Source organism: Mycobacterium sp. ELW1, assembly GCF_008329905.1.
GTDB lineage: Bacteria > Actinomycetota > Actinomycetes > Mycobacteriales > Mycobacteriaceae > Mycobacterium.
The window spans coordinates 2,028,020-2,054,126 of sequence record NZ_CP032155.1 but is presented as its reverse complement, the minus strand read 5'-3'; the positions used below and the strand labels follow the sequence as shown (position 1 = coordinate 2,054,126).

The 26,107-nt window shown below is 67.4% G+C and carries 20 protein-coding genes and 2 pseudogenes; 14 read left to right on the top strand and 8 right to left on the bottom strand.

Annotation, left to right across the window (positions count from 1 at the left end):
- Nucleotides 1-61 precede the first annotated feature (61 nt).
- Both D3H54_RS09475 and D3H54_RS09470 read left to right on the top strand, forming a co-directional pair.
- On the top strand, nucleotides 62-1,519 hold the full coding sequence (locus tag D3H54_RS09475) for an MFS transporter (protein ID WP_149378824.1): 1,458 nt from the start codon (nucleotides 62-64) through the stop codon (nucleotides 1,517-1,519).
- A complete protein-coding gene (locus tag D3H54_RS09470; RefSeq protein ID WP_149378823.1) occupies nucleotides 1,516-1,755 on the top strand; it encodes a hypothetical protein in 240 nt (79 codons plus the stop codon). The genes D3H54_RS09475 and D3H54_RS09470 overlap by 4 nt, the downstream gene beginning before the upstream one ends.
- On the opposite strand, the gene D3H54_RS09465 is transcribed toward D3H54_RS09470, so the two are convergent.
- Entirely contained in the window at nucleotides 1,752-1,979 is a 228-nt protein-coding gene (locus D3H54_RS09465) for a DUF3618 domain-containing protein (RefSeq protein ID WP_149378822.1), read from the bottom strand. The genes D3H54_RS09470 and D3H54_RS09465 overlap by 4 nt on opposite strands.
- Nucleotides 1,980-2,066: 87 nt before the next feature.
- Between D3H54_RS09465 and bcp the strand changes: the two genes are divergently transcribed.
- The gene (gene bcp, locus D3H54_RS09460) at nucleotides 2,067-2,540 is read left to right on the top strand and encodes a thioredoxin-dependent thiol peroxidase (RefSeq protein WP_149378821.1); all 474 of its coding nucleotides are present in this window, start codon (nucleotides 2,067-2,069) and stop codon (nucleotides 2,538-2,540) included.
- Here bcp and D3H54_RS09455 read toward each other — a convergent pair.
- Both D3H54_RS09455 and D3H54_RS09450 read right to left on the bottom strand, forming a co-directional pair.
- Nucleotides 2,537-3,445, bottom strand: a complete 909-nt coding sequence (locus D3H54_RS09455) for a hypothetical protein (protein ID WP_149378820.1) — start codon at nucleotides 3,443-3,445, stop codon at nucleotides 2,537-2,539. The genes bcp and D3H54_RS09455 overlap by 4 nt on opposite strands.
- A 96-nt stretch (nucleotides 3,446-3,541) precedes the next feature.
- On the bottom strand, nucleotides 3,542-4,870 hold the full coding sequence (locus D3H54_RS09450; RefSeq protein WP_149378819.1) for a dipeptidase: 1,329 nt from the start codon (nucleotides 4,868-4,870) through the stop codon (nucleotides 3,542-3,544).
- Nucleotides 4,871-4,939: 69 nt separating this feature from the next.
- Between D3H54_RS09450 and D3H54_RS09445 the strand changes: the two genes are divergently transcribed.
- Together D3H54_RS09445 and D3H54_RS09440 are read left to right on the top strand one after the other, a co-directional pair.
- Entirely contained in the window at nucleotides 4,940-5,236 is a 297-nt protein-coding gene (locus tag D3H54_RS09445; protein ID WP_149378818.1) for an ArsR/SmtB family transcription factor, read from the top strand.
- The gene (locus D3H54_RS09440; protein ID WP_149378817.1) at nucleotides 5,221-5,610 is read left to right on the top strand and encodes a VOC family protein; all 390 of its coding nucleotides are present in this window, start codon (nucleotides 5,221-5,223) and stop codon (nucleotides 5,608-5,610) included. Before D3H54_RS09445 ends, D3H54_RS09440 begins: the two co-directional genes overlap by 16 nt.
- Nucleotides 5,611-5,613: 3 nt before the next feature.
- Here D3H54_RS09440 and acpS read toward each other — a convergent pair whose 3' ends face one another.
- From acpS to D3H54_RS09420, 4 genes and pseudogenes are all read right to left on the bottom strand, one after another.
- Nucleotides 5,614-6,006 carry a holo-ACP synthase AcpS gene (acpS, locus tag D3H54_RS09435; protein ID WP_149378816.1) on the bottom strand — a complete coding sequence of 131 codons (393 nt, stop codon included), beginning with the start codon at nucleotides 6,004-6,006 and terminating at the stop codon, nucleotides 5,614-5,616.
- Between the two features lie 9 nt (nucleotides 6,007-6,015).
- A pseudogene (locus tag D3H54_RS32340) lies at nucleotides 6,016-11,655 on the bottom strand (acyltransferase domain-containing protein); the annotation flags it as partial.
- 137 nt (nucleotides 11,656-11,792) lie between these two features.
- Nucleotides 11,793-15,392 (bottom strand): annotated as a pseudogene (locus tag D3H54_RS32335) (fatty acid synthase subunit beta domain-containing protein); the annotation flags it as partial.
- A 478-nt stretch (nucleotides 15,393-15,870) separates the two neighbouring features.
- Nucleotides 15,871-16,614, bottom strand: a complete 744-nt coding sequence (locus D3H54_RS09420) for a glycoside hydrolase domain-containing protein (RefSeq protein ID WP_149378815.1) — start codon at nucleotides 16,612-16,614, stop codon at nucleotides 15,871-15,873.
- Between the two features lie 173 nt (nucleotides 16,615-16,787).
- Between D3H54_RS09420 and D3H54_RS09415 the strand changes: the two genes are divergently transcribed.
- The 5 genes from D3H54_RS09415 (at nucleotide 16,788) to D3H54_RS09395 (ending at nucleotide 22,020) form a co-directional block, all read left to right on the top strand.
- Entirely contained in the window at nucleotides 16,788-17,819 is a 1,032-nt protein-coding gene (locus D3H54_RS09415) for an ABC transporter ATP-binding protein (protein WP_149378814.1), read from the top strand.
- Between the two features lie 15 nt (nucleotides 17,820-17,834).
- A complete protein-coding gene (locus tag D3H54_RS09410; protein ID WP_149378813.1) occupies nucleotides 17,835-19,028 on the top strand; it encodes an ABC transporter substrate-binding protein in 1,194 nt (397 codons plus the stop codon).
- Nucleotides 19,007-19,858: an ABC transporter permease gene (locus D3H54_RS09405; RefSeq protein WP_149378812.1), complete on the top strand. Its 852-nt coding sequence runs from the start codon at nucleotides 19,007-19,009 to the stop codon at nucleotides 19,856-19,858. The genes D3H54_RS09410 and D3H54_RS09405 overlap by 22 nt, the downstream gene beginning before the upstream one ends.
- Nucleotides 19,858-20,658: an ABC transporter permease gene (locus D3H54_RS09400; RefSeq protein ID WP_149378811.1), complete on the top strand. Its 801-nt coding sequence runs from the start codon at nucleotides 19,858-19,860 to the stop codon at nucleotides 20,656-20,658. Before D3H54_RS09405 ends, D3H54_RS09400 begins: the two co-directional genes overlap by 1 nt.
- Nucleotides 20,659-20,724: 66 nt before the next feature.
- Entirely contained in the window at nucleotides 20,725-22,020 is a 1,296-nt protein-coding gene (locus tag D3H54_RS09395; RefSeq protein ID WP_149378810.1) for an MFS transporter, read from the top strand.
- On the opposite strand, the gene D3H54_RS09390 is transcribed toward D3H54_RS09395, so the two are convergent.
- Entirely contained in the window at nucleotides 22,021-22,440 is a 420-nt protein-coding gene (locus tag D3H54_RS09390; protein WP_149378809.1) for a ChaB family protein, read from the bottom strand.
- Between the two features lie 212 nt (nucleotides 22,441-22,652).
- Between D3H54_RS09390 and D3H54_RS09385 the strand changes: the two genes are divergently transcribed.
- The 4 genes from D3H54_RS09385 (at nucleotide 22,653) to dosR (ending at nucleotide 26,083) form a co-directional block, all read left to right on the top strand.
- Nucleotides 22,653-24,116, top strand: a complete 1,464-nt coding sequence (locus D3H54_RS09385; RefSeq protein ID WP_149378808.1) for an acyl-CoA dehydrogenase family protein — start codon at nucleotides 22,653-22,655, stop codon at nucleotides 24,114-24,116.
- 71 nt (nucleotides 24,117-24,187) lie between these two features.
- Nucleotides 24,188-24,460, top strand: a complete 273-nt coding sequence (locus D3H54_RS09380) for a dsRBD fold-containing protein (protein WP_286199185.1) — start codon at nucleotides 24,188-24,190, stop codon at nucleotides 24,458-24,460.
- Nucleotides 24,461-24,532: 72 nt separating this feature from the next.
- Complete coding sequence (locus D3H54_RS09375) at nucleotides 24,533-25,402, top strand: universal stress protein (protein ID WP_149378807.1); 870 nt, start codon at nucleotides 24,533-24,535, stop codon at nucleotides 25,400-25,402.
- A gap of 33 nt (nucleotides 25,403-25,435) precedes the next feature.
- Nucleotides 25,436-26,083 carry a hypoxia response regulator transcription factor DosR/DevR gene (gene dosR, locus D3H54_RS09370; RefSeq protein WP_115320853.1) on the top strand — a complete coding sequence of 216 codons (648 nt, stop codon included), beginning with the start codon at nucleotides 25,436-25,438 and terminating at the stop codon, nucleotides 26,081-26,083.
- Nucleotides 26,084-26,107 lie beyond the last annotated feature (24 nt).

The window sequence follows — 26,107 nt, the reverse complement described above, 5'->3', positions numbered from 1 at the left end:
CGGCGATGTCCGACGTACTGGTCAACTTCCTGCTCGGTAGACACATCCCAGGGGGCCGGCGATGACCACAAGCGGACAGACCAAGACGATCACCACCAGCGTTCCCGCCCGGCTGGACCGGTTGCCCTGGTCGAGGTTTCACTGGCGCGTCGTCATCGGCCTGGGGTCGGCGTGGGTGCTCGACGGCCTGGAAGTCACCATGGTGGGCAACGTGTCCGCTCGTCTCACCGAACCCGGGAGCGGACTGGCCATCACCGCCGGGCAGATCGGCATCGCGGCGGCCATCTACGTCGTCGGCGCGTGTGTGGGTGCGCTGGTGTTCGGTCAGCTCACCGACCGGTTCGGCCGCAAGAAGCTCTTCCTGCTGACGCTCGGTCTTTACCTGGCGGCCACCGTCGCAACAGCGTTCTCCTTTGCGCCCTGGTATTTCTTCCTCACCCGCTTTCTCACCGGCGCCGGCATCGGCGGTGAATACGCTGCGGTCAATTCCGCTGTGGACGAACTGATTCCGGCACGCAACCGCGGTCGGGTCGACCTCGCGATCAATGGGTCCTACTGGCTGGGCGCGATGCTGGGTGCGGCCGGATCGTTGGTCCTGCTCAACGGTGACTGGTTGCCGCTGAACCTCGGGTGGCGACTGGCCTTCGGTATCGGCGCCGTCTTCGGGTTGGTGGTGCTGCTGGTTCGGCGCAACGTTCCGGAAAGCCCGCGCTGGCTGTTCATCCACGGCCGCGAGGAGGAAGCCGAGCGCATCGTCGACGCCATCGAGCGGGACGTGATCGACCGCACCGGCGCACATCTCGACGAGCCCGACCGCGAGCTGACCATCCATCAACGCCACACCATCGGGTTCCGCGAAATCGCACACGTGGCGTTCACCCGCTATCCCAAACGCGCGATGCTCGGGCTGGCGTTGTTCGTCGGCCAGGCGTTCCTCTACAACGCGGTGACGTTCAACCTCGGCACCCTGCTCAACGGTTTTTACGGCGTCTCATCCGGGATCGTGCCGGCGTTCTTCATCGTCTGGGCCGCAGGCAATTTCACCGGGCCGCTGCTCCTGGGCCGGTTGTTCGACACCGTCGGACGCAAGCCGATGATTGTGCTCTCCTACCTCGACTCGGCGGCAATCACCGTCGTGCTCACCGCGGTCTTCGTCGCTGAAGCTGGCGGCCTGTGGGGGTTCATGGCCGTCCTGGTCGCCACCTTCTTCCTTGCCTCCGCCGGTGCCAGCGCGGCGTACCTGACCGTCAGCGAGATCTTCCCGATGGAGACCCGCGCGCTGGCCATCGCTTTTTTCTACGCCGTCGGGACCGCGATCGGTGGCATCACCGGGCCGCTGTTGTTCGGGCAGCTGATCGGGTCGGGTGAGCGTGGATTGGTAGCCGTTGCATTCCTGGTCGGCGCCGCCGTGATGGCCGTCGGCGGGTTGGCGGAACTCGCCTGGGGAGTCAAGGCGGAAGGCCGCCAACTCGAAGACATCGCGGCGCCGCTCACCTCCGCCGACGAGGCGAAGCCGTGAGCGCGGCGTGCCGGATGCTGGGGCACCGGATGGTGTTCGCCAACGATGGGCCGGTGATGCACTTCCATTGCGAACGCGGCTGCGGCACAGCGGGTTACAAGACCTATCCCACTGCCGCGCACGCGGAGCGCTACTCCACGGCGTTCAATCGCCGCGACAGTGACGACCTGGGCAAGCGCGCGCCGCTGATCGGGTTGTTGCCGCTGCGGCTTTGGCGGCTGTTCCGCCGGAACTAGCCGTTACGGATGCGGCGCACCACCAGGACGACGGTCACCACGCTGACACCGGCCAGCGCCGCGGCCACCGGCGGCTTCTTGACGAAGCGCAGCAATACGGCCTTGACGTCGTCGGCGATGCGTTGTGGGTTGGCGCGCTCGGCCAGCGAGTCCACCGTGACCGCCAGCCGGTCACGTGCCTGGTCGATCTCGGCCTTGATGACCTCGGGGTCCCGGTCAGCCACTTCCGTCCTCCAAATCGCCGCTATGCCGAACTACCCTAGATCAACCCGGGCCAACCCCGATGCACCGGTGGATGAAAGGACTACTAGGTGACCGACACAGCACGCCTCGAAGTCGGCGACAAGGCGCCGGCGTTCAGCCTGTCTGACGCCAGCGGCAAGACCGTGAAACTGTCCGACTTCAAAGGCCGCAAGGTGATCGTGTACTTCTATCCGGCCGCGATGACGCCCGGCTGCACCAAGCAGGCCTGCGACTTCCGGGACAGCCTGGCCGAACTCAACGGCGCGGGCATCGACGTCGTCGGCATCTCCCCCGACAAGCCGGAAAAGCTGGCCAAGTTCACCGAGCGCGACGAGCTGACGTTCCCGCTGCTGTCCGATCCCGACAAGAAGGTCCTCACCGAGTGGGGCGCCTACGGCGAGAAGAAGATGTACGGCAAGACCGTCCAGGGCGTCATCCGCTCGACATTCGTGGTGGACGAGAAGGGCAAGATCGAGGTCGCCCAGTACAACGTCAAGGCCACCGGCCACGTCGCCAAACTGCGGCGCGATATCGCGGTCTAATCCTGCTTCTTGCGGTCCCTGGCGCCCGACGCGACGCCAGACTTCTTACCGCTGTCGGCACTGCTGGCGGCGGCCGGCTTGGGTGTGGCCTTCTTGGTCGAACGGGCTGACGCGGCCGACGCGGGGAACGTCGGAAATGCCGTCCCCCGCCCGACCTTGATACCCGGGCCCACCTGAGTGGTGCTTTCGCCCGGCGCCTGGCCGAAGGCGATCGCGACGGCGAAGGGCCCTGGGCCCGCGGTTACGTCGCCGGCGGTGAAGACGTCGAACGCGGTGTTGAAGAAACTCGTGTTGGTGCCGCCGGATTTGACGACGTTGTTGAAGCCCCAGCCGTTGAAGGCGTAGTTGCCGAAGCCGACCGCCGAGACGCTGGACCCCGGCTCAGTGACAAATGCGCCGTTGGTGACCACATTGCCGAAGCCGTTGGCCACCGTCACTCCGATTTCGGTGGTGGGCGGCAACAAGAACGGGAACGGGTTGGTAATGGCCTGCGCGATGTTGAAGGCACCCTTCGTGGTGGTGGTGCCGTTGGTGCCCCACTGCGTGGCGATGCCGACCAAGTCGCCGGCCTCAGCTGTCACGTTGTCTCCCCATGCCCACGCGAAGGTGAAGGCGCCGGTTGTAGTCGCGGTGGCCACGCCGAGGTTGTCCGTCCCGACCAGAGGGACGCGGCCGAGGGCGAACGCCATGCCGAACAGTCCGCCGGCCGTTGCGGTCGCATTCGGCCCGATCGCGATCGCGATGCTGGTCGGCCCGCTCTGGCAGTTCGCGGTGTTCCCGAGGCCGAAGAACGACGCACAGTCCGCTGCCGCGTTCGGCGCCACGCCCAGCGCTCCGGCCGCCATCGCACCAGACACCGCGGCGCTCAGCAATACCCGAGCCTTGAATTCAAGCTTCTTGACCATGATTCATCCCCCGACGCCGTACGTGCAGTTAATAACGGTGACGCTATGCACATAAGTCGACTTCTATCGGGGTATACAAAAATATTTACGTAGACATCAAATTGCTAGCCTCGCCAATAACAGCGCCTCGGTGGTGGCGGCGCGCTCCAGCACCCCCAGATGCAGGCTCTCGTTGACGCTGTGCGCTTGCGTGCCCGGGTCCTCGACTCCGGTGACCAGGATGGTGGCGTCGGGGAACGCGGTGGCGAACTCGGCGATGAACGGGATCGAGCCGCCCATCCCCATGTCGACGACGTCGGTGCCCCAGGCCTCCCGGAAGGCGGACCGCGCCGCGTCGTACACCGGACCGCTGGCATCGATCGCGTACGGCTGACCCACGTCGCCCGGGATGACCTTGACGTGCGCGCCCCAAGGGGCGTGCTGCTCGAGGTGGCGACGCAACGCATGCAGATGAGCAGCCGCGTCCCCGCCGGGGGCGACCCGCATGCTGACCTTGGCGCTCGCGCGCGGAATCAGGGTGTTCGACGCTTTACCGATCGGTGTGGTGTCGATGCCGATCACGGTGATCGCGGGCTTGGCCCACATCCGTTGCGCCACAGGACCCGAGCCGATCTCGTGGACCCCGTCGAGCAGTCCGGACTCGGCCCGCACCCACTGCGGTCCGCGGTCGACGTCGGCGGCAGTGGTCTCGTACAGGCCCTGCACAGCGACGTTGCCGTCGTCGTCGTGCAGGCTGGCGAGCAGGCGGACGAGGACGCTGAGTGCGTCGGGCACCACCCCGCCCCACAGCCCCGAATGCAGACCGTGGTCCAGGGTGGCGACCTCGACCACGCAGTCGGCCAGTCCGCGCAATGACACTGTCAGCGCCGGGATTTCGGAGGTCCAGTTGTCCGAGTCGGCGATCACGATGACGTCGGCGGCCAGCTTGTCCTTGTGGGCGGCCAGCAGCCGGCCCAGCGACGGCGAGCCGGACTCCTCCTCCCCTTCGACGAACACGGTGACGCCGACCGGCGGCTTGCCGGCGTGCGCACGGAACGCCGCCAGGTGGGTGGCGATGCCGGCCTTGTCGTCGGCGGTGCCACGGCCGTAGAGCCGTCCGTCCCGCTCGGTCGGCTCGAAGGGGTCCGAATCCCATTGCGATGCTTCACCTTCGGGCTGAACATCGTGATGGGCGTACAGCAGCACCGTCGGCGCGCCGGGCGGCGCGGGATGATGCGCGATCACCGCGGGGGCACCGCCCTCGGCGACGATCTCGACCTTGGCGAAGCCTGCACTGCTCAACAGGTCAGCCACGGCCTGGGCGCTGCGGTGCACCTCATCGCGCCGGGCCGGGTCGGCCCACACCGACTGGATGCGGACCAGATCCTCCAGATCGGCCCGCACCGAGGGAAGCACCGCCTGTACGCGTTCGACGAGATCGCTCATGCCAACGACGTTAGCGGCCGCAGAACCCCAACGTTGACAGGCAAGCAAACACTTGCATATCGTGCACTCGTGGGCGACGTCTTCAAGGCCTTGGCGGACCCCACGCGCCGGAAAATCCTCGACGAGCTGACCGACCGAAACGGTCAGACGCTGTTCGAGATCTGCGCCCGCCTGGCGACCAAGTACGGGCTGGGCTCGTCACGACAGGCAATTTCGCAGCACCTCGAGATTCTCGAGACCGCCGGCCTGGTCGAGACGAGGCGCTCAGGTCGTTTCAAGTACCACTACATCGACACCGCACCGATAGCACCGATCGTCGAGCGGTGGCTGAAGAAGGCGGAGGAACCACCGTGCGAATCAACCTGACGAGTGTGCTTGTCGACGACCAGGACAAGGCACTGCGGTTCTACACCGAAGTCCTCGGCTTCACGACCAAGCACGACATTCCGATGGGCGAACACCGCTGGATCACTGTGGTGTCCCCGGAGGATCCCGACGGCACCGAACTCGTCCTGGAACCGGACAGCCATCCCGCAGTCAAACCGTTCAAGGAGGCATTGGCCTCCGACGGAATCCCGTTCACCTCTTTCGCCGTCGACGATGTCCAGGCCGAGTTCGCTCGGCTCGATGCACTCGGGGTTCGGTTCACCCAAGAGCCCGTCGACATGGGACCGGTGACCACGGCGGTACTCGATGACACCTGCGGCAACCTGATCCAGATCACCCACCAGGCGGGCTGAGCGCTAGGCCGTCTCCAGGATCGCCACCGCCGCGGCGGTGTCGCCCTCGTGGGTCAGTGACACGTGAATGGTCACCTCGGCCAGGTGCTTGGCGATGTCACCGGTGAGGCGGACCTTGGGCCGACCCCACATGTCGGTGATCACCTCGATGTCGCGGTGGATGCCCTCCGGCAGCACCGGCCGTTGCGCGAAGCGCGAGCCCGACCACGCCTTGATGACGGCCTCCTTGGCGGCCCACCGAGCCGCCAGGTGCCGCGCCGCCACCGAACTCTTGTCGGCGGCGTCGCGGCGCTCACCTGGCGTGAACGTCTCGGCGAAAACCGTTCCCGGCTGGTCTACCTGCTCGGCGAAATCAGGGATGGAGACAACGTCGATCCCCACTCCGACTATTGGCACGCCGCGACTTTATCGCACGTAGGCGTCGTCATCGCCCAACCGTGACGCCGGGTCGAGCAGCATCGCCGCCTCCTGGCGCTTCTCCGGCTCGTCATGGTTGAACCGGCGATCGGCAGGCTTCTCGTACATCGGCCGTCCACCGGCGATGGCCGAGGCCAGTCGCCGCTGACCTGCCAACACCCGCTCGTGCGCCCGCTTGGTGTAGTCCGCCCGCTCCTGCTCGCTCAGCGAGGCAAGGAACGCCTGCGGGTGCACCAGCGCGACCAGACCCGACACGTGACCGAAGCCGAGGCTCGTGACCAGACCCGCCTTCAGCGGGAACTTGTCGCCCAGGCGCAGGGTCTCGCGCGGCCACACGAAGTGCGCCGAGGAGGCCAGCTCGTCGTCGACGCAGTCCAGGCTGCGGTTCGGCGGGATGACGCCGTCGCGCAGGATCTGGCAAAGCCCCATCATCTGGAAGACCGCGGCGCCACCCTTGGCGTGACCGGTCAGGCTCTTCTGGCTGACGATGAACAGCGGAGCCCCGGGCGCACGGCCCATCGAGTCGGCCAGCCGCTCATGCAGCTCCGTCTCGTTGGGATCGTTGGCCAGCGTCGAGGTGTCGTGCTTGGAGATCACCGCGATGTCGTCGGCGCCGACCCCCAGCTTGGCCAGCGAACGGGCCAGCTGCGAATCCTTGCCGCCGCGCCCGGCGCCCAGTGCGCCGAGACCGGGAGCCGGGATCGAGGTGTGCACGCCGTCGCCGAAGCTCTGCGCGTAGCCCACCACGGCCAGCACCGGCAGACCCATCTTCAAGGCCAGGTCACCGCGCGCCAGCAGGATGGTGCCACCGCCCTGTGCCTCCAGGAAGCCCAGCCGGCGACGATCGTTGGCGCGGGAGAACTTCGAGTCGCTGATGCCCTTGGCCCGCATCGTCGCGGTCTCGGCGGTCGCCGCCATGTCACCGAAGCCGATGACGGCCTCCAGCGTCATGTCGTCGAAGCCACCGGTGATCACCAGCTCGGCCTTGCCGAGGCGGATCTTGTCCATGCCCTCCTCGACCGACACCGCGGCGGTGGCGCACGCGCCGACCGGGTGGATCATCGAGCCGTAGCTGCCCACGTAGGACTGGATCACATGCGCGGCAACGACGTTCGGCAGGACCTCCTGCAGGATGTCGTTCGGCTTGGCCTTGCCCATCAGGTTGCCGTGGTACATCGTCTGCATCGACGTCATACCGCCCATACCGGTGCCCTGGGTGGAGGCGACCAGGCTGGGGTGCACCCAGCGCATCAGCTCGTTCGGGGTGAACCCGGAGGACAGGAACGCATCGACGGTGGCGACGATGTTCCACAACGCCACCCGGTCGATCGAGCTGGCCATGTCCGGGCTGATGCCCCAGACCGTCGGGTCGAAGCCGGTCGGGATCTGCGCCCCCACCGTCCGCGACAGCTTGGTCTTGCGCGGTACGCGAATCTCGGTGCCCGCCTTGCGGATCACCTCCCAGTCACCGGAGTTCGGCACGGGTCGGGCGACGGTGTGCTCGGGGTCGAACTCCACGAACGCACGGGCGTCGGCCTCCGAGGACACCACGAAGCTGAAGTCCTTGTCCAAGAAGACGCTGACCATCAGCGGTGAGGAGTGATCGGGATCGATCGCACCGTCATCCACGAATTCGCGGATGCCGCAACGTTCTACGACGGCGTCGTGATAGCGCTCCACCAGCTCGGCCTCGTCGACCAGCTCACCGGTCGCGGTGTCGTACCAGCCCGGCTTGGGATCGTCTTCCCACTTGATCAGCCCGGTGGTCCAGGCCAATTCGAGAACACCGGCCGCCGACAGCTCGGCGTCGACCTCCATCTCGAAGCGGGTGCGCGACGAGCCGTACGGGCCCAGTTCCGCGCCACCGACGATGACCACCAGGTCTGCCGGGTCGACGTCGAGGTCGGCCCATGCCGGCGGCGTGTTCGCGACGTAGCCGCGCGGCGGCGACGGCAGGGCGGCGATGGTGCCCGATGCCGGCTCGTCGTCGGAACCGGAAGCGTCGCCGGTCATCTCCTCGCGTGCCTTGGCAGCCAGTTCGGCCATGTCGAGCTTCACGTCGCCGAGTCCACCGGTGAGGTCGACCTTCAGCGGGGCGTTGGCCGAGGCGACCTTGGCCTCCACCGAGCACAGGTCGAGCAGCATCGCAGCCATCTCTTCGGTGCTGTAGGTGGTGACGCCGGCCTCTTCGACGGCACCGACGATGGCGTCGTTGTGCCCCATCAGGCCGGTGCCCTTGGTCCAGCCGATCAGTGCGTGCGCGAAGCTGACCCGCTGCGCCCAGGACGTCTCCGCACTCCAGCGGTTGACCACCGCATCCAGCGCGGACTTGGACTCGCCGTAGGCACCGTCACCGCCGAACATGCCGCGGTTGGGTGAACCGGGCAGCACCACGTGCAGACGCGAGGCGATGTCCCGCTCGGCACCGATGGACGACAGCCCGCCGATCAGCCGCTGGACGGCCCACAGCAGGACCTTCATCTCCATCTCGGACCGTGAGCCCGCCTCCGACAGGTCGCCGGCCACCCGCGGTGCCGCGAACGGGAACAGCAGCGTCGGAGTCAGCGCATCCTTGAGGTGAATCGATTGCGGCCCAAGGCTTTCGGTCTGCTCACTACCGACCCACGACGCCAGGGCGTCGATGTCGGAGTACGAGGCCATGTTGGCCGGCACCACCCACAGCGACGCGCCGTAGCGGGCGTGATCGCGGTAGAGCGCCTTGTAGAACGCCAGCCGGTCGTCGTCGAGCTTGGACGTCGTCGCGATCACCGTGGCGCCGCCGTCGAGCAGACCCGCCACCACTGACGCGGCGATCGAGCCCTTCGAGGCACCGGTGACCACCGCGACCTCGCCGGAATACTGACCGGATCCCGGATTCTCAGCACCGGCAGCGATCCGGCCGAACAACGACGCATGAATGTTGCGCCCGCTCGCCAAGGCCCTGCCCTGCCACCAGTTGGCCTGGGTGGCAACGACATTGCCGGCACCTTCGAATCGCTCCGAGAGCTTCAGCCAGTCGGCGTCGATATCGCCCTCGTCGGCCAGCCAAAGCTTGACCAGATCCTCGCGCGCACTGGCCCAGCGGTCGTCGAGCAGCACCGCCTTCTTGGCGTCGAACGCCGGCGCCACCAACCGCGGCCAATCCGAGCCCAGCTCGGCGGTGACCAGGTCGATGAGTTCGGCGTCGCTGGCCGCGGGAGCGGCCGTCACCGGGGTGTCCAGCCCGAGCTGACCGAGCACCATGCGTGCGGCCGACGCCAGCACACCGTCGCGGCCGGTCACCGTCTCGGCGAACTCGGTCAGCGCGGCCGAGTCGACCACGCCGCCTGCGGCACCGCCGGCCGACGGCAGCGAGACCGCGATGCCCTTGCGGGCGGCCACCGAGGTGACCGCGGCGTCGATCGCCCTGTCCACGGCCGCGGCATCGGCCAGCGCACCGTCGTGCAAGCCGCCGAGTGCGCCTCCGCGCACGCTGCTGCCCTCGCGGGTGCCCAGAGCCAGTTCGGCGGTGACGTGCTTGGCCCAGCCGTCGCCGAGTTCCCAGGTCTTCTTGACCCGTTCGGCGATCACGGCCGGCCGCTTGCCGGACGGGCCGAGGATCGTGCGCAGCTGATCGTTGATCGCATCGGAGAGCACCGGGCCGAACGGCTTGTAGGTGCGCGCCAGTTTGGCGACCTGACCCTTCAGCGCCGCCAGATCCGCCTCGGCGGCACCGTCGATGGCGCCCAGGTTCAGCTCCGAACCGAGGTCGACCAGCAGCTGGTTACGCCGCGAGGATGCACCGTCGGTGATCGACTCGATCGAATCGAGCGGCTCGATCTGGTCGATGCGCATCTTGGCGCTCAGCGCGATCAGCGCCAATGTGGCGTCACCGGCGTCGAATCCGATGTCGTCAGGGCGCGGGCCGCCGGACGGTGCGGCCGCCGGCGCTGCTGCCGGGGCAGCCTCGACCGCGACGGCTTCGGCCGGCGCCTCGCCGGTTGCGGCCGGCTCGTCGTCGGAGTCGTCGGTCGCCGGGTCCTCGTCGCTGGCGAACAGCACGGCGGCGTCACGCTCGGAGTTGAGCACTTCCACTGTGCTGTGGGCGTATTCGGGCAGCTTCAACGTGTTGCTGGCCAGGCCCGCCACCGTCGGCGCGGACTTCACACCGATCTCGACGAAGCGCTCGACTCCGAGACCGCCGGCTGCCTCCTCGATGAACAGCAGGTCCTGGGTCTCGATCCAGCGGACCGGGCTGGCGAACTGCCAGGCCAGAAGCTCGATCACGATCTTGCGGCACAGCTCGTGCGGCTTCTCGTTACGCCAGGTGTCGTAGTCGGCGAGGATCTCGTCGAGCGGCTCGGCCGGCACCAGATCCCGGATCTCCTGGACGAAGTCGCGATCCAGCGTGAACGGCCGCGGCACCAGGTTCGGGATGTAGCGCCCGATCAGCAACGCCGGATCGGCGTCGGCGGGCATGACACGTTCCAGCGCGCGCCGGAAATCGTCGACGCCGACCCGCAGCACGTCCGAGTGGAACGGCACGTCGATGCCGGGAACCAGGATGAACGACCGCTTGCCGCCGCTGATCTCGCGACGCCGCTCGACCTCTTCCTCCAGCGCCTCGAGACCGCGCACCGTGCCGGCGATCGCGTACTGCGAGCCGCGCAGGTTGAAGTTCACGATCTGCAGGAATTCCCCTGTGCGCTCGGCGATCTCGGCCACGAACTCCGTGACGTCGGCATCGGGAAGATCGATCTGCGACGGCCGGATCGCGGCCAGCCGGTAGTTGGAACGGCCCATCTCGTCACGCGGGACGATGTCGTGCATCTTGCTGCCGCGGTGGAAGACCACCTCCAGCAGCGCCTCCAGCGGATACACCCCCGACACGCATGCCAGCGCGGTGTATTCACCGACCGAGTGGCCGCAGGCGATCGCACCTTCGACGAACGCACCCTGCTCGCGCATCTCGGCGACCTGCGCGGCGGCGACGGTGGCCATCGCGACCTGAGTGAACTGCGTCAGGTAGAGCACACCCTCGGGGTGCTGGTAGTGCACACCGGAGGCGATCAGGCTGGTCGGGTTGTCCCGGACCACGTGCAGCACGGAGAAGCCGAGCGTCTCGCGGGTGAACTTGTCGGCGGTGTCCCACACCTTGCGGGCGGCCTTGGACCGAGCCCGCACCTCCATGCCCATGCCCTTGTGCTGAATGCCCTGACCGGGGAAGGCGTACACCGTCTTCGGTGCGGCCAACCGGGCGGTGGCGCTCATGACGAGGTCGGTGCCGATCTTGGCGGTGACCTCCAAAACCTCTGCGCCCAGGTCGATTCCGACCCGGTCGACCCGGAAGTCGATGTCGTCGCCCGGCTTGACCATGCCCAGGAAGCGGGCGGTCCAGCCGATCAGCTTGGCCGGCGGGGCGGGCTTTCCGTCGGTGGCGGTCACCACGTGCTGGGCCGCGGCCGAGAGCCACATGCCGTGCACGATCGGCGACTCCAGCCCGGCCAGCAGCGCGGCGGCCTGGTCGGTGTGGATCGGGTTGTGGTCACCGGAGACCACCGCGAACGGACGCATGTCGACCGGCGCGCCGATGGTGACGTCACGGCGACGGCGACGCGGGGTGTCCGTGGCGTTCTCCGACACCGCTCCCCGCCCCGGCACGAGCGCCTTGGCACCGTCGGCCGCGGACGCGAAGCGCTCCTCGAGGACCGGTCAGGGACTGCCGCCGGAGCAGCGTCACCGTGGCACGCACCCGGCCCTGACTCCGGGTCGCGGCCGACCGCCCCGGCACGCACCGGATCGGTGAGCGCCTTGGCACCGGTGCGGCCGCGGATCGCGAAGCGCTCCTCGAGGACCGCCAGGATCATGCCGTTGGCGTCGGTGACGTTGACCGTCACCGGCACGACCCGGCCGACCTCGGTGTCGGTGGCGACCGAAGCCGTTGCGGTAACGGTCAATTGGGTCGGTTCCTTGGGCAGCGGCTTGAGCAGACGGGCCGCGTGGTCCAGATGCACCAGGCTGAGCAGACCCTCGACGACCGGGAAGCCGGAGTCGGTGGCCGCACCGCCGATGGCGGCGAACACCGCGGGCCAGCAGCGGCCGACCAACGCATCAGGAACGATCGACAGCGTCGGCGCCAAAGGCGAACCGAACGTCGCGGTGACGCCGGTGTGATCGGCGACCCGCTCAGGGTCCCACCCGACGGTGACGGTGGTGGACCCGTTGACGACCGGCGGCAGCGCGTCGGGGCCGTCGACCCCGGCGGCGATCGCCAGCACGGCGCGCATGGCGGTGGCGGCATCCTCGGTCCGGACGACCGGCATACCGCCGTCGATCACGGTGGCGGGCAGGGTGAACCAGATGTCGATCCAGGTGCCTGACAACGGGACACTGAGCACCACCCGGTTGTCGGCGGTGACCTCGAGGCGAGCTCCGGTGGAATGGTTTGTGGCCGAACGGTTGTCGTGCACCAGCCACTCCGACGGGGCCGCGATGCGATGCACCGGGTTGGTGGCGGTGCGGCCGGCCCACAGCACGTCGGGCGAATCGAGCACGATGGCCAGCGGACCGGTCGCGTCGGTGCGCACCCGCAGCCGCGCGGCGACCGGCTCGGGCTGTGCACCCGAAGCCAGCACCTCGTCGACGGCGGCCTGCTCGAAGCGGTCGAGCAGATCACCGACCGGCTCGTCGACCCGGTCGATACCGGCGACGGCCTGCGTGCCGGGGATGATGCACACCTGATCGGCGGTGTAGCGGGCATCGTGGGCCTGCCACAGCGAGTCGCTGCGCCACCAGCGCCGCACGTCCTTGTCGATGACCGGGACGAAGTTGACCGGTTTGCCCAGCGTCTTGCACAGCTGAACGAAGAACGGCACGTCGGCCGGGTGCAGGAGCACCGACTCGGCGTCGGGATAGCGGGCCTGCAGAGCCTGCAAGGCCTGGCCGGGGTTCTCCAACAGCCACTCGCCGTCAGCGGTGGACGCATCGAACAGCGTCTCGATCGGACCGGTGTCGGCGGCGTTGAGCCGGGCCTCAGCGCGCTGCAGCATCTCGGCGAAGCGGTCCCGCCAGGTGATGTCGAGCCACGGGGAGTCGTCGGTCTTGGTGTCGGCCGTGGAGTCACCGTCGCCGATGGACAGCTCGACGAAGCGCTGCAGCCACTGCAGGTAGGTCATCTCACCGACATCGCCGAAGTAGGGCTTGGCGGTGACCGCCATCGCGGCGATGATCTCCTCGCGACGCGCCGCGACCGCCTCAGCGTCACCGGCGACCTCGTCGAGCAGACGGCCGCAGCGGGAGGCGGCGTTGTCGATCTCGTGGATGTCGGCGCCCAGCTGGCTGCGCCCGGAAGCCATGCCGTTCACCGCTTTTCCGGCCCCGACCCAGTGATCGGTGCCGACGGTGTCGACCAGCAGCTGCTTGACCGCGGGCGAGGTGGTCGCCTCCAGGCAGGCCATCGCGGCGGTCCCGACCAGAATGCCGTCGACCGGCATCAGCGGGTAGCCGTAGGCGGCCGACCACCGGCCGGACAGGTATTCCGCGGCGCGCTCCGGCGTGCCGATGCCACCACCGACACAGACGGTGATGTTGGCCCGGCCGCGCAGCTCGGAGTAGGTGCTCAGCAAGAGATCGTCGAGGTCTTCCCACGAGTGGTGACCACCGGCGCGGCCGCCCTCGATGTGGACGATCACCGGCTTGGTGGGCACCTCGGCGGCGATCCGGATGACCGAGCGGATCTGCTCGACCGTGCCCGGCTTGAAGCAGACGTGCGCGATGCCGACCGTGTTCAGCTCGTCGATCAGGTCGACGGCTTCCTCCAGTTCGGGGATACCGGCGCTGACGACAACGCCGTCGATCGGCGCACCGGACTGGCGCGCCCGCTGCACCAGGCGCTTGCCGCCCAGCTGCAGCTTCCACAGGTAGGGGTCCAGGAACAGCGAATTGAACTGGATCGCGCGGCCCGGCTCGAGCAGCGTCTCGAGTTCGGCGATGCGCTTGTCGAAGATGGCTTCGGTGACCTGGCCGCCACCGGCCAGTTCAGCCCAGTGGCCGGCGTTGGCGGCAGCGGCGACGATCTTGGCGTCGACGGTCGTCGGCGTCATGCCCGCCAGCAGGATCGGCGAACGACCGGTCAGCCGGGTGAACTTGGTCGACAGCTTCACCGAGCCGTTGGGCAGGGTGACCACCGAGGGCGCGTAGCTCGACCACGGCTTGGCCACCTCGGGGACGGCGCCGACGGTGAACAGGTTGCGCTGGCCGCCGCGGGTGGCGGCGGGCACGATGCCGATGCCGAGGCCACGGATGACCGGGGCGGTGAGGCGGGTGAGGATGTCGCCGGGGCCGAGGTCGAGAATCCAGCGGGCTCCGGCGTCGTGCAGGGCGGTGACCTCTTCGACCCAGTCGACCTGCTGAACCAGGATCGCGTCGGTCAGCGCGCGTGCCAGCTCGACATCCAGGCCGACGGCAGCAGCCCAGCGGCCGACGATGTCGATACCGTCGGCCAGACGCGGGGTGTGGAAGCCGACCTCGACCTGGACCGGATCGAACACGGGCGCGAACACTGCGCCGCCGCGGTTCTTGTTCTTGCGGTCGGCGGCTTCGGCGTCGGCGATCTGCTCGCAGTACAGCTCGAATCGGGACAGCTGTTCCGGCGTTCCGGTGATGACCACCGAGCGCCGGCCGTTGCGGATCGACAGCACCGGCGGCAGCACGGTCCGGACGTCTTGAGCAAACTCCTGGAGCAGTTCGTAGATGCGTTCCGGCTCGGCATTGGTCACTGAGACCATCGGCGGGCGGTCACCGAGGACCGAAATGCCGCGGCGACGGGCCACCAGCGTGCCCGCGGCGCCGATCAGCTGGGCCAAAGCGAGCAGCTGGACGTCCTTGGCGCCACCGGCGCGCAGCGCCTCGACGGCCAGCACGCCCTGGGAATGGCCGGCGACGGCCACCGGCGGGGCGGCCGCCAGATCCATGCCCTGGCGGGCCAGCGCGCGCGTGGCGGCAATCTGGGTCAGCAGGACGCCGGGCACCGACACCGCGGCCGAGGTCAGCTGCTTGGCCGAGGGCACCGCTTCCTCGGCGGCCAGCGCGCGCACCCAGCGCAGCGGCTCGAAGCCGATCGGGCGGACCACGACGAGTTCATCGGCGACGGGCTCGAGCAGCAGCTCAGCCTCGCCGGCCAGGGTCGCGAGCTCGGATTCGATACCGGCCGAGGTGACCAGCTCTTCGAGGGTTTCCAGCCAGGCGCTGCCCTGTCCACCGAAGGCCACGGCGTAAGGCTCACCGGCGTTGAGACGGTCGACCAGCGCATGCGTGGTGGTCCCCTTGGCGCCCGTGCGCCATGATCCGTCGCCCGTGGACAGCCTGTCGTGCTCGTGGATCGTCACCTTGTGTATCTCCCTGTCGTGCTCGTCGTCGCGTTCATCGCGCTTCGTTTCGTATGTCGGTGTGGGCGATTCCCCGTCGAATCACGGCCGCCGCGCGCTTCCCCCTGGAGGGCGCCGGCTGACATCTCGGCTGTACTAAGAGTGGCATAAGAACCAGCACTATTTTCCGCCCGAGATTGGTTACTGACGAGTTCTACGGACGGGTAACAGCACGATGGGTAACACCGCGTCGAACAGGCGCCCAGACCATCCGGGACAAACGTCCTGCATGCAGGTGGTTACGGTTGAGTAGGCGCAATAGTGCTGTTCAAAGCACGATTGTTATCGAATCGTTACCTGTCGATTTTCCCGCGCGCGTCTGCGGCCAAGATCTCAGCCCAAGCACTTGCTAGGTTTTTCAGTCCACAATTGTTCACCAAAATGGCGTCGCCGAGTTTGCTGGCAAATCCTTACCAGCCGGTAAGTTTTGTGCTTTGACTCAGTCCCACTGGCCGAATTGAGGCTTGAGGATGTTGTTCAGGTCCACTCCCACGCCCGCCACCTTGCGCTGGTCGATCTCCACCTGATGCAGGTGCGCGGCAGGGTGCGTGTACCCCTTCGGCGATCCCCAGTTGTGCTGCCAGAACCAGGATCCGAGACCGTCCTGCAGCGCCCAGTCGATGACCTTCGAGTTCCCGTACACGCCGACGCGCTGATGTCCGAGCACCGATTCCCAAGCCCGCAGGTATGGCGCGACCTGTGTTTTGTACTGATCCGGGGTCGGGTTGTCGTCGATCGACACGTAGATCGGGGCGGCTACCGGGCCTCCGGCGGCGGTGTGCAGCTGCCAGCCCCGCTTGGCGTGGATGAGCCCGGCCTGCTGGCCGCCGAGCCAGTCCGCGGTGTCCTGCTTGCCGAACTGGTAGTTGGACACGATCTTCAGACCGGCCTGATACAGATCGCGGGCCTCGGTCAGCTGAATCGGCTTGCCCAGCATCCAGTCCCCGCCAGGGCGCCGGTCCGAGACGTACCGGATGGCGCCGACGGCGCCGGATGCCTTCAGATCACGTGCGCTGATGACGCCTGCCGCGTAGTCCAACAGAACACCGAGAGAGCCGGTGGCGGCGGCAGCCGGCTCCGCGCTCGCAACGGATGCCGCGAGGGTCGAGGCGAGCGTCCCGAGACCGAGGGCGGCCGGGGTGGCGGCGGCCAGTTTGAGGACGTCGCGTCGCGACATGGACACGCACCTCAGAATATGACAATTGCCTCAGCGACCACACCAACGACACCGGTCACATCTGCATCACCTTTCGGCGGCCGCGGCGTCAATCGCGAATCCGGTGGTCCAGAGGTTCACCAACCGGCGAAGTCAACCATGACGCTGCGGGTCGACAACTCAATCCGTAGGATCCACCCATGCCGTCGGCCCCCTCTCGCGCACCGCAGATCGAGTTGCGCGGGGTGCGGAAAGTATTCGGCGAGGTGACCGCGGTCGAAGGCGCCGACCTGACCGTCGCCGACGGGGAACTCTTCGCGATCCTCGGTCCGTCCGGTTCGGGCAAGACCACCGTGCTGCGGATGATCGCCGGTTTCGAGCAGCCGACCGCGGGCACGGTCCACCTCGGTGGTGCCGACGTCACCGCATTGCCGCCGGCCAAGCGCGACACCAACACCGTCTTCCAGGACTACGCGCTGTTCCCGCACATGACGGTCGCCCAGAACGTCGAGTACGGCCTGAAGGTCAAGGGCGTGCCCAAAGCCGAACGCCGCGAGCGCACGGCAGCCGCGTTGGACATGGTGCGGCTGTCCGGGCATGCGGCGCGCAAGCCCGCGCAGCTGTCGGGCGGCCAGCAGCAGCGGGTTGCCCTGGCCCGCGCGCTGGTAGGCCGGCCCAAGGTGCTCCTGCTCGACGAGCCGCTCGGCGCGCTCGACCTCAAACTGCGCGAGCAGATGCAGGTGGAGCTCAAGGCGATTCAGCGCGAGGTCGGCATCACGTTCGTCATCGTCACCCACGATCAGGACGAGGCACTCACCCTCTGCGACCGGCTCGCGGTGTTCAACGAGGGCCGCATCGAACAGGTCGGCGCCGCGCGTGAGGTCTACGAGAACCCGGCCAACCGATTCGTCGCCGACTTCGTCGGCACCTCCAACGTGGTCGACGGCGCGACCGCCGAAGCGCTCGTCGGCCGGGCCGGCACCGTCGCGATCCGCCCCGAGCGCATCGCCGTGCTGGCACCCGACGAATCAGTCCCGGCCGGAATGCGCAGTGTCACCGCCCAAGTCGCCGAAGTGGTGTACGCGGGACCGATCACCCGGGTCGCCGTCGACGCATCGGGGGTCGGTCTGACCGCGACCCTGCTGTCCGCCGAGGCCTCCACCGACCTCGCCCACGGTGCAACTGTCGTCCTGGCCTGGCCAGACAGCGCCGTCCGATCCCTGTCCGCCTGAGAAGAGGAGCTCGCCATGAGAACCACCACCCGCCGCCTCGGCGTTACGCTCGCCGTGTGCGCCGCACTGGTCGCCGCCTGTTCGAGTTCCAACAACTCCGGCGGCGGCGGCACCACCGCACCGCCCAAGATGGAGCCGATGTCGGCCCTCGGCAATGGCGAGGGCCAGCTCAACCTGATCGCCTGGCCCGGCTACGCCGAGGACGGATCCAACGACCCCAAGGTCGACTGGGTGCACCCGTTCGAGCAGAAGACCGGCTGCAAGGTCAACGTCAAGATCGGCAACACCTCCGACGAGATGCTGCAGCTGATGCGCACCGGCCAATACGACGGTGTCTCGGCCTCCGGTGACGCCACGCTGCGTCTGATCTACGCGGGCGACGTCGCCCCGGTCAACACCAAGCTGGTGCCCAACTACGAGACCATCTCGTCGTTCCTCAAGGACAAGCCGTGGAACTCGGTGAACGGCCAGATGTACGGCATCCCGCACGGCTGGGGCGCCAACCTGTTGATGTACAACACCGATGTCGTCAAGGGCGCGCCGGACAGCTGGGGTGCGGTGTTCCCGGGCGCCCCGGAGTACAAGGGCAAGGTCACCGCGTATGACTCCCCCATCTACATCGCCGACGCCGCGCTGTATCTGTCGAAGACGAAACCCGAACTGGGCATCAAGAATCCGTACGCCTTGACCGAGGACCAGCTCAATGCCGCGGTGGATCTGCTGAAGGCACAGCACGGCAACATCGGCGAATACTGGTCGGATTACACCAAGGCGGTGCAGGCCTTCGAATCCGGAACCTCGGCGATCGGCACCACCTGGCAGGTCATCGCCAACATGATCACGTCCGACAACAAGGTCAAGATCGCCACCGTGCTGCCCAAGGAAGGCGCGACCGGATGGTCGGACACCTGGATGGTCTCGTCGAAGGCCAAGAATCCCAATTGCATGTACCAGTGGATGGATTGGATCACCTCGCCCCAGGTGAACGCCCAGGTGGCCGAGTACTTCGGTGAGGCCCCCGCGCAGACCAAGGCCTGCGAGTTCACCAGCGACAAGACGTTCTGCGACACCTACCACGCCACCGATTCCGCCTATGCGGAGAAGATCAGCTACTGGACGACGCCGCAGAAACAATGCGTGGACGGCAGCGGTGACAACTGCACGGCCTACAGCGAGTGGGTCGACAAATGGCAGCAGATCAAGGGCTGAGCCACGGGGTGAGCCGTCGCCTGCGTCTCGCCTTCCTGCTCGTTCCGCCACTGGCCTGGTTGGTCGTGGCCTACCTGGGATCGCTTGGCGTACTGCTGATTTCAGCCTTCTGGAGTACCGACACCTTCACCGGCGCGGTGGTGCGCTCCTACACCAGTGACAACATCGTGCGGGTCGTCACCGACGCGGTGTTCCGCACAGCCACCCTGCGCACGGTCGGAATTGCGTTGAGCGTCACCGCGATCTGCATCGTGCTGGCCGTACCTCTCGGTCTGTACATGGCCAAGGTCGCCTCGCCCCGCGTGCGGCTGGCCCTGGTGGTCGCGGTCACCACTCCGCTGTGGGCCAGCTATCTGGTCAAGGCCTACGCCTGGCGGATGCTGCTGTCGCCAGAGGGCCCGCTGCACTGGGTGGCCGGCTACACACCGGGCTACGGCCTGATCGCCACCGTGCTCACCCTGGCCTACCTCTGGTTGCCGTACATGGTGATCCCGGTGTTCGCCGCCTTCGAGCGAGTACCCGACCCGCTGATCGACGCCAGCTCCGACCTGGGCGCGTCGGATCTGACCACCTTGCGAACCATCGTGGCGCCGTTGGTGTTTCCCGGCATCGCGGCCGGTTCGATCTTCACGTTCTCGCTGTCGATGGGCGACTACATCGCGGTGACGATCGTCGGCGGCAAAACCCAGATGCTGGGCAACATCATCTACGGCCAGCTGGTGACCGCCAACAACCAGCCGCTGGCCGCCGCGCTGTCGCTGATCCCGCTGGCGGCGATCGTGCTCTACCTGCTCGCGATGCGGCGCACCGGCGCATTGGAGAACGTCTGATGTTGTCGCCCACCTTGCGCCGACTGGTCCGGATCTGGACGCTGTTCGTGCTCGTCTTCTTGTACGCGCCGCTGCTCCTGGTGGTCGTCAACGCGTTCAACGCCTCGAAGACGTTCGCTTTCCCGCCAAGCGGTTTCACGTTGCGATGGTGGTCGGACGCGTGGGCCAGCGACGGCATGTGGCATTCGCTGGCGAACTCGGTGGTGGTGGGCTTGTGCGCGACGGTTCTTGCGCTGCTGTTGGGCAGCATGGCCGCGTTCGCCGTACAGCGCTACGAGTTCTTCGGGCGACAGACCATCAGCTTCCTGGTGGTGCTGCCGATCACGCTGCCCGGGATCGTCACCGGTATCGCGCTGAACGCGACGTTCACCTCGGCGCTGGGGATGACGCTGGGCCTGGCGACGGTCATCGTCGGTCACGCCACGTTCTGCATCGTGATCGTGTTCAACAACACCCAGGCCCGGCTGCGCCGGCTGGGCACCGGCCTGGAGGACGCATCGGCCGACCTGGGCGCCTCGGGTTGGCAGACGTTTCGCTATGTCACCTTCCCGATGATGCGCGGTGCGCTCGTCGCGGGCGCGATCCTGGCCTTCGCGCTCAGTTTCGACGAGATCGTGGTCACCACGTTCACCGCCGGCCCGACGGTGCAGACGCTGCCGATCTGGATCTTCGGCAACCTGTTCCGGCCCAACCAGGCTCCGGTGATCAACGTGGTCGCCGCGACGCTGACCGTGCTGGCGATCATTCCGGTGTGGCTGGCTCAACGCTTCGGCGGTGATCCCGCGTCAACGCGGGTATAGCCCGGGAATCAATTTGCGCCGCCGGGAGATGATTGGTGGGGCGGATCGACGAAAGGGTGATCGACAGTGCGGGCCTGGATTGTGTGGTCGACGGGAACGTTGGCCTACGTCGTGGCCGTCCTGGACCGCACCACGCTGGGGGTCTCCGGGCTGGACGCCGCCAAGCGATTCTCGGCGAGCCCCGGCGTGCTGTCGACGTTCGTCGTGCTGCAGGTGATCGTCTACGCGTCCGCACAGATCCCGGCCGGCCTGCTCCTGGACCGCTTCGGATCCAAGAAGATGATTCTGACCGGTGCGACGCTGATGGTCGCGGGACAGCTGGTGCTGGCGGTCACGGTGTCGCTGCCCACGGCGATCGCCGCCCGCGCGGTCGTGGGGCTCGGCGACGCGTTCACGTTCATCTCGGTGCTGCGGCTGGTACCGCACTGGTTCACCCCGCGCCAGATCCCGTTGGTGACCCAGCTGACCGGCATCTCAGGCCAACTGGGACAGGTGCTTTCGGCGGTGCCGTTCATGTCGCTACTCATCGGGTCGGGGTGGACCCGGGCCTATCTGGCTGTCGCGGCGTTCGGTGTGCTGTCCCTGGTGCTGACCCTGGCCCTGGTGAAGAACACACCACCCGGCGTCACCGTCCACGACCCGGTGGTCAGCGTGCGCGAGACGCTGGCCAGCGTGAAGACGATCTGGATGCGCCCGGGAACCCGGTTGGGATTTTTCACCCACATGGGCACCCAGTTCTCGGTCACCGTTTTCGCCCTGATGTGGGGCGTCCCGTATCTGACGGTGGCGCAGAATCTTTCGCGCGGTGAGGCGGGAACACTGCTGACCATCTCGGTGGTCGCGGCGATCGTCTTCGGGGTGCTCATCGGGATCATCACCGGCCGGCACCCGCACCGGCGGTCGTGGATCGTGCTGGGCATCGTCGTCAGCAATGCGCTCATCTGGACGGTGGTGCTCGCCCTGCCCCACGCCGCGCCGCACTGGCTTCTGGTCGTCCTGATCGTGGTGATCTCGTTCGGCGGCCCGGGATCGATGGTCGGGTTCGATTTCGCCCGCACCTTCAATCCCCGCTCGACGCTGGGCACCGCTCAGGGGGCGGTCAACATGGGCGGCTTCCTGGCGTCGCTGTTGGTCATGCAGGCGATGGGCGTGATCATCGGGGCGGCCGGCGGTTACTCGTTCGAATCGTTCCGGCTGGCCTGGTGCGTCCAATACGCCGTGTGGGCGTTCGCGATCGCCGGGATCCTGATCACCCGCAGGAAAGCCCGGCGCACGATCGGCCAGATCGAGGAGAGCCGGTACCTTCTGGAGTTCTTCAGCGACTCCGAGCCGGCACCGGCCACACCCCGTGGGGACGGCTGATCAGCGGTTGCGGGCACTCTCGCGGCGATTGGCCTTCATGATCGCGTCGACGAGTTCCCCTTTGTTCATCGACGACCGTCCGCTGATGTCGAGCCGTCTGGCGACGTCGAGCAGATGCTTCTTGCTCGCATTGGCATCGACGCCTTCCGCGCTCGTGCCGGTGGGGTTGGGACCTCCGCTGCGCGCCCGGGAATCCGAGGGCCCCTTCGAGGTCTTGGCCTCCCAGTGGTCGCCGACCTTCTCGTAGCTGTGTTTGAGCGCGCTGTAGGCCACCCGGTGGGCCCGTTCGCCCTCGCCGTACTCTTCGGCCGCCGCGTCGTGGGCCTTGGCGAACGTCCGCTGCGCCTTCGCGTCGGACTTCTTCAGAGTGCTGGGCAATTCGCTTTTCTTGGCGTCGCCGCTCTTGGTTGTCTTGGGCATCGACATCACCTCCGTGTCCGGTCGACTACCCGGCCGCCAGGGGCGAAAAACGTCCGTAACGCCCACCGGTCGGCTGTCGATATCCCAGTCAGCCCCGAGCTGCCGTGCAACCCGACTCCGCGGCAGCCCGGGCTCCAACTTTTCCGGCCCGTCGGCCCGACGTTTGATCATGCGATACCCGAGGTATCACCCAAGCGTCGAAGGGACGCACCATGGGTCTGGACCTCACGCCGACGACGGCGCAGCACGATCTCGCTCGCCGCGCGCACGAGTTCGCCGAACATTGCATCCGGCCGGTTGCCGGCGACTACGACAAGCGCCAGGAGTTTCCCTGGCCGGTATTAGAGGACGCGGCTGCTCGAGGGTTCTATAGTCCGCTCTTCTACCGCGACCTCATCGGCGATCCGACCGGCCTGTCGCTGCCGATGTTCATGGAGGAGCTGTTCTGGGGTTGCGCCGGAATCGGTTTGGCCGTGGTCATGCCGGCATTGGCACTGTCGGCGATCGGCCAGGCCGCCACCCCCGAGCAGATGCTGACGTGGGCGCCCGAGTGCTTCGGCACCCCGGGAGATCTGAAGCTGGCCGCGTTGGCGATCTCCGAGCCGGAGGGCGGCAGCGATGTGCGCAATCTGCGCACTCGGGCCCGTCGCGATGGTGACGACTGGATCATCGACGGACACAAGATGTGGATCGGCAACGGCGGCATCGCCAACGTGCACGTCGTCAACGCCGTCGTCGACGAGGAGTTGGGCCACCGCGGGCAGGCGTTGTTCGTAGTTCCCGGTGGCACACCGGGTTTGGAGCTCGTCCGCAAGCTCGACAAGCTCGGGTGCCGCGCATCGCACACCGCGGAGCTGAAATTCAACAGCGTTCGGGTGCCCGGCGCGAACCTGCTGGGCGGGCAGGACAAGCTCGAGCACAAGCTCGCCAAGACCCGCGAGGCCATGGCCACCGGCGGGCGACGCTCCGGTTCGGCCACGCTCGGCACCTTCGAGCAGACTCGCCCGATGGTCGCAGCCCAGGCACTGGGAATCGCCCGCGCCGCACTGGAATACGTCACCGCATACGCCAACCGCCGCGAGGCGTTCGGCGCTCCCATCATCGACAACCAGGGCATCGCCTTCCCGCTGGCCGACCTCGCCACCGGGATCGACGCGGCCCGGCTGCTCACCTGGCGGGCGTCCTGGATGGCCGCCAACGGTGTGCCGTTCGAGCGCGGCGAAGGTTCGATGGCGAAGCTGGCCGCCAGTGAGATCGCCGTCAAGACCACCGAGCGGGCCATCCAGACCATGGGTGGCTGGGGATACATCAGCGACCATCCGGTGGAGAAGTGGTACCGCGACGCCAAGCTGTACACCATCTTCGAGGGCACCAGCGAGATTGACTCCAAGCTGACCGACCGATCCGGTGTAGTCGGACCGCAGCGCTCCATCTTCGAGGGCACCAGCGAGATTCAGCGGATCGTGATCTCCTCGGCGCTCGGCGCCGCCGACGGCGGGCCGCCGATGCATGTCGAGCTGGAACCGTCGGGCGGTCCGTTCAATCGGCTGTTCGGCCGCGGCACCCCGGCGCGCGGCCGCGTCGCCGAGACCGCACTCGCCATGAAGGACCGGGTTCCCGAGCCGGCGATGCGCATGGTCATGAAGGTTCTCGCGCCGCCGAAGCCGAAGCGCTGAGCCGCCGAACGGCCCGCTCCGATGGGACTTCAGCCCCTATCGGCAGCGTCGGCCGACATGGTCGGATCGATATGACTGAGGGGGACGTCATGGAAGATCTCGACCAGACCAAGCATTCGGCCGTGTTGATCGCCGTCGACGAGGATGCCGATCGCACTCGGGCCACCGCGCTGCTCTCCTGGCGCAGTACCGCACTGGTGGGCATGGGGATCGCCCGTATGGATGCCGGCACCGAGCACGCGGTGGAACTGCGCGACGAGGTGGCCGTTGCGAGGGCGTTGTCCAACCTGGCCAGTCAGCTTTTCGCGACGTCGATGTCGGAGATCGAAGCCGCGGCCGGCTAGCGGCCTGGCGTTTCACCTCGCGGTTGCGTCGCCGTCGGTGACAATGGAGTCCGCCGTCCCGGGGAGCCCCTGATGCCCGAATCGTTCACACCGCCGTCGATCGTGGTCGGCATCGACGGCTCTCGGGGCGCTGTGCGAGCCGCCTTGTGGGCGATCGACGAAGCGGTCAGCCGCGATATTCCGCTGCGGCTGGTCTATGCGATCCACCCGTCCGGCCCGGATCCGGTGGACCCGCAGGAGGAGGCGCGCCTGCTGGCCGGCGCCGAATTGGCCGTCCGCTCCGCGGCAGACGCGGTCGAGGCCACCGGGCGGCAGGTCAAGCTCGAAGTCGAGATCCTCCAGAGCCGGCCGATCGCCACCCTGGTGGAAGCGTCCCGGGTGGCGGCGATGATCTGCGTCGGCGAGGTCGGCCTCAAGCACTTCGACGCCGACCGCATCGGGTCGACGGCGACCGCTCTGGTCACCGCGGCGCACTGCCCCGTCGCGATCGTGCGGGGCGAGGATCCGATCGGCGGGCACGAACCCGGCTGGATCGTCGTCGAGCTCGACGAATCCCCCGAGAGCGCTGCAGTACTGCAGTTCGGCGTCGCCGAAGCGCGGTTGCGGGGCGCACCGTTGCGGGTTCTCGGCTCGTGGCAGTCGCGGTACACCGACGTTCACGACTCCCACGCCGTCTCCGACGGCAACCGGATGGTGCGCGCGCAACTGGACCGGCGGCTGTCGCATTGGAAGAACCAATATCCCGATCTGGACGCTCGCCCGGTCGCGATCCACGGCAATGCGCTCAACTATCTGGCCAAAAACGCCGCGTCCATCCAGCTCGTCGTGGTGGGCGCACGCAACGCCCGCGGCATCGAGGAACTCCTGGGTCCGACGGGGTCGGCGGCCCTGCACAACACCGATTGCTCGGTTCTGGTCGTCGACCGTCAGCGATTGTTGTGACACGCGACAGCGAACTGCCGATATCGTTGCACCATGGTCAAGGTCTTCCTCGTCGATGACCACGAAGTCGTTCGCCGTGGACTGATCGACCTGCTGTCCGCCGATCCCGATCTCGAAGTCATCGGCGAAGCCGGTTCGGTTGCCCACGCATTGGCGCAGATCCCGGCGCTCAACCCCGACGTCGCGGTGCTCGACGTACGCCTGCCTGACGGCAACGGCATCGAGTTGTGCCGCGATCTGCTCTCCCGGATGCCGGACCTCCGGTGCCTGATGCTGACGTCGTTCACCTCCGACGAGGCGATGCTCGACGCGATCCTCGCCGGGGCGAGCGGCTACGTGGTCAAAGACATCAAGGGCATGGAGCTCGCCGAGGCGATCAAGGATGTCGGCGCGGGCCGGTCGTTGCTCGACAATCGGGCCGCCGCGGCGCTGATGGCCAAGTTGCGCGGTGCCGCTGAACGTTCCGATCCCCTGTCGGGTCTCACTGAACAGGAACGGGTACTGCTCGGCCTACTCGGCGAGGGGCTGACGAACAAGCAAATCGCCGCGCGGATGTTCCTCGCCGAGAAGACGGTGAAAAACTACGTGTCGCGTCTCCTGGCAAAGCTTGGGATGGAGCGTCGCACCCAAGCCGCGGTGTTCATCTCGAAGCTCGACCACAATCAGCGCAGCCAAGAGTGAAGCGGCCGTTGCCTTCTGGTGGCA